A 7,492-nucleotide genomic window follows, 5' to 3' on the forward strand; every position below is an offset into this window, starting at 1 on the left:
GAGTAGCCGTTTCGCTTCATAAATCTCTCTAGCTGAATATCTTTGGGAACATATACGACAACGCTCTCTTTTATATCGTAAGCACTGTTTTCAAAAAAGAGCGGAATGTCGATAAGATACGGAAATTTAAAGCTGTCCTGCTTTTTACTTCTTCGCTCTATCTCCGCTCTTATTTTAGGATGCAAAAACTCTTCAAGCTTCTTTTTTGCCTCACTGTTTGAGAAGATGAGTTGACCGAGCTTTGCTCTGTTTACCTTTGAGCCATCTACAAACTCATCCCCGAAATTCTCTCTAACCCACTCACATGAAGCGTCCAAAATCTCATGAGATATGGTGTCGGCATCTATAACTCTCATGCCATTAAGCGCGAGCAGAGAAGCTACAGTACTCTTGCCCGTAGCGATTCCTCCGGTGAGTGCTATAGCATACTTAAACGCCATTAGTTTTTGATGATCCCTAAATACTCTTTGCGAATATAGTTACCCATCGCAAATGCAGCGGGGTGAATATCGCTGTTGTAGTAGCTCAGTCCATCAATCATATCTGCACGCTGAAGATTTATGTCGGCTGTGGGATGGTACTCTTTTGAAGCCAAAAGCGCCGTTGTTCCATCGCCAATATTGTATGGCATGATAATTTTGAAAAATTTTCCAAGCATACTAATCAAACTTTTGTTCTCCTCTATGCTATCAAGAGAGGGGTGCTTTGTCGCAAGCAATCCATCTTTTTTCAAAATACGGTTAACATGCGCAAAAAGTGCGGCATCATTTCCCATTTCAGATATTACTACATCATAGCTATCATCATCTAAAGAACTAATCTCATTAAGAGAACATCCTACAACTTTAACATTTGCCTCTTTGTGTCTTGCTGCTTCTTGGCTCAGTTTTTGCGCATCATCACTTATTATTAAAATATCTTTTGCCTCTTTAGATGTACACATTGGCACATGTACCATCATTTCAGCGTAAATAAAATCTCTCATATTTAAAATTCCTAAATTTGTTTTGGTGCGATTTTAGCATATTTGTTTTAATTTACATAATAATGATTCTACTTCATAATTTTCCTATGCTAAAAATAAGCTCTCGGTAAGTCAAAAAATGATAATATCTTCACACTTTTTACACAAGGATTTATTAAATGGCAATTTCAAGAAGAGAAGCATTAGCACTCTCGGGCCTAGCACTTGCTTCTTCTACGCTTAGCGCTAATCCTGAATCTAAATCAAAAAAAGAGGCAAAGAGCAGTTCACTAACGGACTATAAAGCTCCGCTTCCAGATACTAAAAACCCTAGAGTCGTTGTTGTAGGCGGCGGATGGTCCGGACTCTCGATTGCAAAATATACAAAATTATTTGCTTCTACTGCAGATGTTGTTTTGGTTGAACAAAAAAATCAGTTTATATCGTGTCCGGTAAGCAATTTATGGCTTGTAGACAAGGTAGAACTCGAATATTTAACGCACGATTATCTTCAGGCGGCAAGAAAAAATGACTACACCTACTTTCAGGCTACCGCTATAGACCTTGACAAAGAGAACCAGATTTTAAAGACAAGCAACGGCTACATAGAGTACGACTACCTTGTCTTTGCTCCGGGTATTGATTACGACTACTCCCGCTGGACAAAAGATATAGCTTTTGAAAACAGACTTCGTCATGAATATCCTGCGGGGTTTATGCCGGGTTCTGAACATCTAACTCTCAAAAACAAGATAAAAAACTTCAAGGGCGGTAATTTCATACTCACGGTTCCGGCAGGAAACTACAGATGTCTCCCTGCACCGTATGAGAGAGCATGTGTCATAGCCGACTACTTCAAGCAGAAAAAACTAAATGCAAAAGTTATCCTGCTTGACGCAAACAACAGCATAACCATTAAAGAAGAGGGGTTTAAATCAGCTTTTGATGAGCTTTACGCCGACTACATTGAGTATGTGCCTTCGGCAAAAATTGCAGAGATAGACCTAGACAACAAAGTGGTTTACACCGAGTTTGAAGAGTTTGAATTTGAGGATGCCGCTTTTTACCCACAGGTAAGAGGTGCAAAAATCCTTGAGCGCGTAGGTTTGGCAAAAGATGCCAAAAACAAACTTGAAGCGCACATAAATCAACTTACATACGAAGCGATTGACGCAAAAAATGTTTATATTACCGGAGACTCCCGTCCAATGGGCTTCTCAAAGTCTGGAAATACTTCAAATATCGAAGGAAAATATGTTGCTTCTCTAATAGCGCAAAAGATAAATAAGACAAAACCGCTAAAGTGGCGGACACCTGTCACAAGCTGTTTTTCTGCCGTCTCAATAGCGCCAGAGAGAGCAATCTATATCTACACGGAGTATGCATACGACAAAAACACGGTATTTAGTTTTGCAAATACCATAAGCAGCGAAGATTGGAAAAAAGATGGAGTCGTAAATGCAGAGTCCATCTACGACTGGGCAGATGCTCTCTACTTAGATATGTTTGATAAATAATAAAAAGCCAAAGATAGAAACTTTGGCTCTCTATTTGTATTTCTAAAATTATCCATTTTTTTGGATACAATCACATAACAATTTAAATCATTTTAAGTTATACACCTTACATTATGGAATCAAAATGAATTACGACAAAATAAGAAAAAACTGTAGAGCTATTAGAATAGTGATGGGCTTAGCGCTTGTTGTTACAGGCTTTATTACGGGCAATGCTTGGTTCTATCTCGGCGCTCTACCTCTTATAGCAGGCATTGTAAACTTCTGTCCACTCTGCATTATCTCTAAAAAGTGCTCTGTAAAATAAATTAACTCTGGCTTTAACTCTGATGGGGTATAATTTCATACTTTTAATATTGGAGCCTTAAATGAGCCAAATAAGCTACAAAGACGCAGGTGTCGACATAGATGCCGGTAATAGTTTTGTTGAAAACATCAAACCTTTAGTAAAATCTACACAAATCCCGGGCGTTCTTGGCGGTATAGGCTCTTTTGCAGGTGCTTTTGAACTCCCAAAGGGCTTTAAAGAACCCGTTATGCTTGCTGCAACCGACGGTGTAGGTACTAAACTAAAACTTGCAATCGACTCAGGCATACATAACACCGTAGGCATTGACCTCGTTGCTATGTGCGTAAACGATCTTATTTGCAACTTCGGTACTCCCTCTTTTTTCTTAGACTACTATGCTACCGGAAAGCTTGACGTTGCAACCGCAACAAATGTTGTAGCAGGTATTGCAGAGGGTTGCAGAAGAAGCGAATGTGCTCTTATTGGCGGAGAAACTGCAGAGATGCCGGGAATGTACTCACAAGACGACTATGACCTTGCTGGTTTTGCGGTCGGTGTGGCAGAAAAGAGTGAGATGGATAGAGTATCGCTTGTAAGAGCAGGAGACAAACTCATCGCACTTCCAAGTTCCGGACTTCACTCAAACGGATTCTCTTTAGCTAGAAAGGTGCTGTTCGAGAAGATGGGTATGAAGTTTGAAGATGAGTTTGATGGCAAACCTCTTATAGAGACTCTTTTAGAGCCTACACGCATCTATGTAAAAACATTTAAAGAGATAAAAGAGAGTGTAGTTGCACTTGCTCACATCACAGGCGGCGGAATCGTTGAAAATCTTCCTCGTGTTCTTCCTGAGAATTTAAGAGCAGAGATAAAAAGAGACTCCATTAAAATACTTCCAATTTTTGAGCTTATTGCACAGCATGTTGAGAGAGATGAGATGTTTAGAGCATTCAACATGGGTGTTGGTATGATTTTGGTTGTAAAAGATGAAAACGTAGAGACTGTTCTTTCTAAAACAGACGGTTACATTATTGGCGAAATCAAAGAGGGAAAAAGAGAAGCAGTTTTAGTTTAAAACAATGGAGAAAATCTCCACTGTTTGAGTAGAGCTTAGGCTTAGAAATCGCCTTTAGCTGCTCTCTCAGGAATCTTCTCCATAGCCTCTTTAACTCTTAACATATCTTTGAAAAGATCTTCATTGATTGGCTTCTTGTCCGTTCCGCCGTAAAGTGCAAGAGTCATATCCATAGTGATAAGGTATCTCTCACCGTTTCCATACTCTACAAGCATAATTCTACAAGGCATAAAACCGCCATAGTAACGTGAGTGGTTTAACATCTTTTTAGCAATACTCAGTGAGCAAAGCTCAATAACTCTTGCATGCTTTACCTCTTCAGGCTTTGCATCAGCTAGGTTGAACATATTTTTCTCGCCGACAACCATCATGTTGTACTCAAGCGCTACTGAGTTAATAGACTCTATTAGCTCTTCTTCTGCTAAATCAGGATCTACAGCAAACTCAAGCATCATTGCCTGTGCAGGATCTCCCGTCTCGCCGATAACACCCATCATCTTAGCATACGCCTCTTGAGTCTCAGAGTCAAAACCCATAAATGTCGTACCCATTTTCATCATAGTACAGCCGCTAAACAACACAGCCATTAAAGCAGCTGAAATTCCTAGTGATAATCTTTTCATCATATCTTATTTCCTTTTAAAGTAGCATTTACGTGATACTTTTATCACATAAAGAGTTCAATTATTATATCACACAATTCTGTAAGTTGACTGAAATTTTTTTACCTATTTTGCAAAGAGAGCGCCGCCGCAAAGGGCAGACGCTACATGTGTAGAGAGAATTTCTTAGAAAGCGTAGTTAAGTTGAACTGTATAACCTTGCTCTGAGTGTTTAGTCGTTATATCTTGCCCAGCAAAGTTGCCGAAAGTTTCAGTATTCTCTAAACCAAATACAGCTGTCAAATCCAAAGAAAGCGTTTCATTAAACACATAGGTACCACCAAGTGTTACATGAGACTCTTGAGTGCCTGGAAAACCTAACATATTAAGAGTGTTTGTTAATTCAGCCATACCAGCACCTTGCGCTGCAACATCTATTGCAAGGTTTTTACCCGTATTGTCTTGTACAGCGCCCTCTGCATACTGGTAACCTGCACGTAGAGCCCAACCGTCAGTCGCATACTCATAACCTACTGCTATTGCATCTTGGTCTTCCCAGCCAAAATCTTTATAAACTTCAGCATCTTCCCAGTTGATATGTCTCCAATCAAGAGCTATTGTATGCCCTGATGTAGTGTAACTAGCACCTATACCATATTCGGAAGGTGTAGCCATTTCATCTTGAGTGTAAGTCCCTGCACCAAGGAATCCTGCCATTGCATTGTTTAATACGTCATCTATATCAAATTTAATCTCTGATTTGTATACTGCACCGACTGTAATTCCATCTGTCTCATATGCCAAACCTAAGTTATAACCAAGTGCAACATCTTGAGACACACCTGCACCATTATCACCTCCACCTAATGCAGTTGAATCATAATTTATATCTAAAGAGCTGTATTGTACAATTGGGCTAAAAGCAACACTGAAACCATTTGTCGTATAAGCTAAAGGAACAGCGAACTGCATAGTTTGAAGTGCTGTAACCATGTTAAATTGCATATCAGTTGCAGCAGCACCATCTCTATAATCAACGCCTAGTCCACCAGTTCCCCACATACCAATACCCCAGTAGAAGTTATCGTTTAACTTGCTAGCCAAAGAGACAGAAGGGATAACAAAAAAATCAGCTTCACTTTCTTCGACTTGTGCACCCATACCAACATTATTGGTATTTTCAACATCAGGCATAAATACTGTTCCACCAAAAGAAACTTCATTGTTACCTTTGATTGTTGTAATCATTGCGGGGTTTGCTAATGCTGACTCTGCACCGTGACCAACACCTATACCTGTTCCACCCATAGCGCGTGACTTAGCACCAACACCTATCATCGTTGAACCATTTGTTGCGAATGCAGATGTTGCACCTAAAGCTAATGCAGCTACCACTGCAAGTTTAATTGTTCTTTTCATTTTCTCTCCTACGAGTAATTTAGAATGTAAGCATTATAGGAGAGTAATTTTTAACCATTTCTTAAACGAATAGTAAACAAGCATAAAGGAAGCTTAACTATAATCTTTAATTTGCTAGATATATAATCTTTGCATATAACTAAAATCAATCTACGCTATAAAAAATGCACTATTTGGCTTTTACATAAGTTTTTTATATATTTTAGTATGGCTGATGTTATATGGAGTATCTTTTTTCGATTGTTTGCAAAGCGTGATAAAATTATCATAACGTGTAATTACGTAACATATATGTAACAATTTTATTATAATACGCGTAGAAGTAAAATTGCCCAAGAGACCATAAATAGGAGTAAGAGAGAAGTTCTACTTGAAAAACACTCTCTCTTTTAGTTCTATAATTTTTTGATTGCTGTAGAGTTGTAAATTTTTAGCACCTTTTATCTCATATCCTGAGCCATCATCTAAAACTCTGCACTCGAGACTTCTCTGCGCTATGCTATCTTTTGGTTCATCATTTACAATATTTATTTGTGCTTCAAGATTAAGCACTCCTTGGCTTAGCCCGCCGTAGAGACGTCCACTGCTCTCGTCTAAGAACTCTTTTGCCTCTTTTGCTTCTATGGTGCTGCTGATTTTCTGTTTCTTTATCTCTTGAGCTATCTCCTGCGCGTCTTTTGCATCAAAAATCTTCTCATTTACCGCATAAGAACTATTGTAAAGCTCACTATTTGGAAGCTCTACTTTGTTTTGGCTCAAACCGCCGAAGTATCTCTCAAAAAGACACTCACTTGGAACCAGATAGGCACGACTATCACTAATAAGTACATCTTTTTTATACTTTTGACTAAGTTCTTCTAAGCTTTGCAGATCAACCGAGTTGGATATATAGATAAGTTCATAAGCGCTAAGCGAAGCAATAGATGCTAATGTAGATAAAAAGAGCTTCACTTAAATATATCCTCATCACTTAACCACAATATCCATGAATACTTTTTTATATTGCTATTATCAAAGAGCGCGTCGTCTTTTATGCGGTAGTACTCGTAAACAACGGAGATTTTTCCATTATTTGCCGCCTTTATGTATGGCTCTGGGATAATTATCTTATATGAGAGCGTACCTGGACCAATACCTCTCTCATCTGCATCTTCAAGTGCTAAAACACCGTATAGCTCTTTTTCCTGCGATGGAACCTTTACAAGAACATGCTTGGCACCAAAATCCAAAGCGCGTATATACCCTTTTATAAACTTCTCGCCGCCTATATTTAAAGAGTGGTAATGTATAGCACTTTGAAATGGAGCGCTAAACTCCCCTTGAAGTTTAAAACTGCCGTCTCTTGCAGCTATAACAATCTCTTTGTCTTGAATCTCTCCGTGAATTATCTTTTTTGTATATGTCGTAGTTGAACAACCTGTAAAAAATAGCAGCAGTAGTGCTAAAGATAGTATCTGTTTCATTTTATATCCTAAGTGATTGTGAGTAATATTTTAGAAGTATATCAGCTGGTAACTGATTAGTAGATTTATCTGTATTGTTAAATTGAGTGATTTGTTTTAATGATTTTATTTGAAATTTATTATGATTGTAAAAGAAGTAAGAGTAAATGATCAACTAGGCAGC

At 38.5% G+C, this 7,492-nt stretch carries 9 protein-coding genes; 3 read left to right on the forward strand and 6 right to left on the reverse strand.

All coding sequences use genetic code 11. The features are described from left to right. Positions 1 to 440: dephospho-CoA kinase (gene coaE / locus RQ763_RS07645; RefSeq protein ID WP_314152154.1), on the reverse strand; the 440-nt coding region annotated here is incomplete at its 3' end. Continuing rightward, a complete protein-coding gene (locus RQ763_RS07650; RefSeq protein ID WP_314152155.1) occupies positions 440 to 985 on the reverse strand; it encodes a spermidine synthase in 546 nt (181 codons plus the stop codon). The genes coaE and RQ763_RS07650, both read right to left, overlap by 1 nt. A gap of 158 nt (positions 986 to 1,143) precedes the next feature. Between RQ763_RS07650 and RQ763_RS07655 the strand changes: the two genes are divergently transcribed. The 3 genes from RQ763_RS07655 to purM all read left to right on the forward strand — a co-directional run bounded on the left by RQ763_RS07655 (position 1,144) and on the right by purM (position 3,845). Then, positions 1,144 to 2,481, forward strand: coding sequence for an FAD-dependent oxidoreductase (locus tag RQ763_RS07655; RefSeq protein ID WP_314152157.1), 1,338 nt, complete (start codon positions 1,144 to 1,146; stop codon positions 2,479 to 2,481). A 124-nt stretch (positions 2,482 to 2,605) separates the two neighbouring features. Continuing rightward, complete coding sequence (locus RQ763_RS07660) at positions 2,606 to 2,788, forward strand: DUF2892 domain-containing protein (protein ID WP_314152158.1); 183 nt, start codon at positions 2,606 to 2,608, stop codon at positions 2,786 to 2,788. 61 nt (positions 2,789 to 2,849) lie between these two features. Further along, complete coding sequence (purM, locus tag RQ763_RS07665; protein WP_314152160.1) at positions 2,850 to 3,845, forward strand: phosphoribosylformylglycinamidine cyclo-ligase; 996 nt, start codon at positions 2,850 to 2,852, stop codon at positions 3,843 to 3,845. 41 nt (positions 3,846 to 3,886) lie between these two features. Here purM and RQ763_RS07670 read toward each other — a convergent pair whose 3' ends face one another. From RQ763_RS07670 to RQ763_RS07685, 4 genes are all read right to left on the reverse strand, one after another. Continuing rightward, the gene (locus RQ763_RS07670; protein WP_314152161.1) at positions 3,887 to 4,471 is read right to left on the reverse strand and encodes a DUF302 domain-containing protein; all 585 of its coding nucleotides are present in this window, start codon (positions 4,469 to 4,471) and stop codon (positions 3,887 to 3,889) included. Between the two features lie 162 nt (positions 4,472 to 4,633). Continuing rightward, a complete protein-coding gene (locus RQ763_RS07675; RefSeq protein ID WP_314152162.1) occupies positions 4,634 to 5,866 on the reverse strand; it encodes an OmpP1/FadL family transporter in 1,233 nt (410 codons plus the stop codon). A gap of 366 nt (positions 5,867 to 6,232) precedes the next feature. Beyond that, positions 6,233 to 6,817 carry a hypothetical protein gene (locus RQ763_RS07680; protein ID WP_314152164.1) on the reverse strand — a complete coding sequence of 195 codons (585 nt, stop codon included), beginning with the start codon at positions 6,815 to 6,817 and terminating at the stop codon, positions 6,233 to 6,235. Continuing rightward, on the reverse strand, positions 6,814 to 7,329 hold the full coding sequence (locus tag RQ763_RS07685; RefSeq protein WP_314152165.1) for a hypothetical protein: 516 nt from the start codon (positions 7,327 to 7,329) through the stop codon (positions 6,814 to 6,816). The genes RQ763_RS07680 and RQ763_RS07685 overlap by 4 nt, the downstream gene beginning before the upstream one ends. Between the last annotated feature and the right edge of the window lie 163 nt (positions 7,330 to 7,492).

Origin of the sequence: Sulfurimonas sp. (assembly GCF_032250635.1) — a bacterium.
Taxonomy (GTDB): domain Bacteria; phylum Campylobacterota; class Campylobacteria; order Campylobacterales; family Sulfurimonadaceae; genus Sulfurimonas.

Excerpts from the sequence above, each read along its gene's own strand:
- RQ763_RS07650 (WP_314152155.1), bottom strand. The coding sequence starts at position 985 with ATGAGAGATTTTATTTACGCTGAAATGATGGTACATGTGCCAATGTGT.
- RQ763_RS07655 (WP_314152157.1), top strand. The coding sequence starts at position 1,144 with ATGGCAATTTCAAGAAGAGAAGCATTAGCACTCTCGGGCCTAGCACTT.
- RQ763_RS07660 (WP_314152158.1), top strand. The coding sequence starts at position 2,606 with ATGAATTACGACAAAATAAGAAAAAACTGTAGAGCTATTAGAATAGTG.
- purM (WP_314152160.1), top strand. The coding sequence starts at position 2,850 with ATGAGCCAAATAAGCTACAAAGACGCAGGTGTCGACATAGATGCCGGT.
- RQ763_RS07670 (WP_314152161.1), bottom strand. The coding sequence starts at position 4,471 with ATGATGAAAAGATTATCACTAGGAATTTCAGCTGCTTTAATGGCTGTG.
- RQ763_RS07675 (WP_314152162.1), bottom strand. The coding sequence starts at position 5,866 with ATGAAAAGAACAATTAAACTTGCAGTGGTAGCTGCATTAGCTTTAGGT.
- RQ763_RS07685 (WP_314152165.1), bottom strand. The coding sequence starts at position 7,329 with ATGAAACAGATACTATCTTTAGCACTACTGCTGCTATTTTTTACAGGT.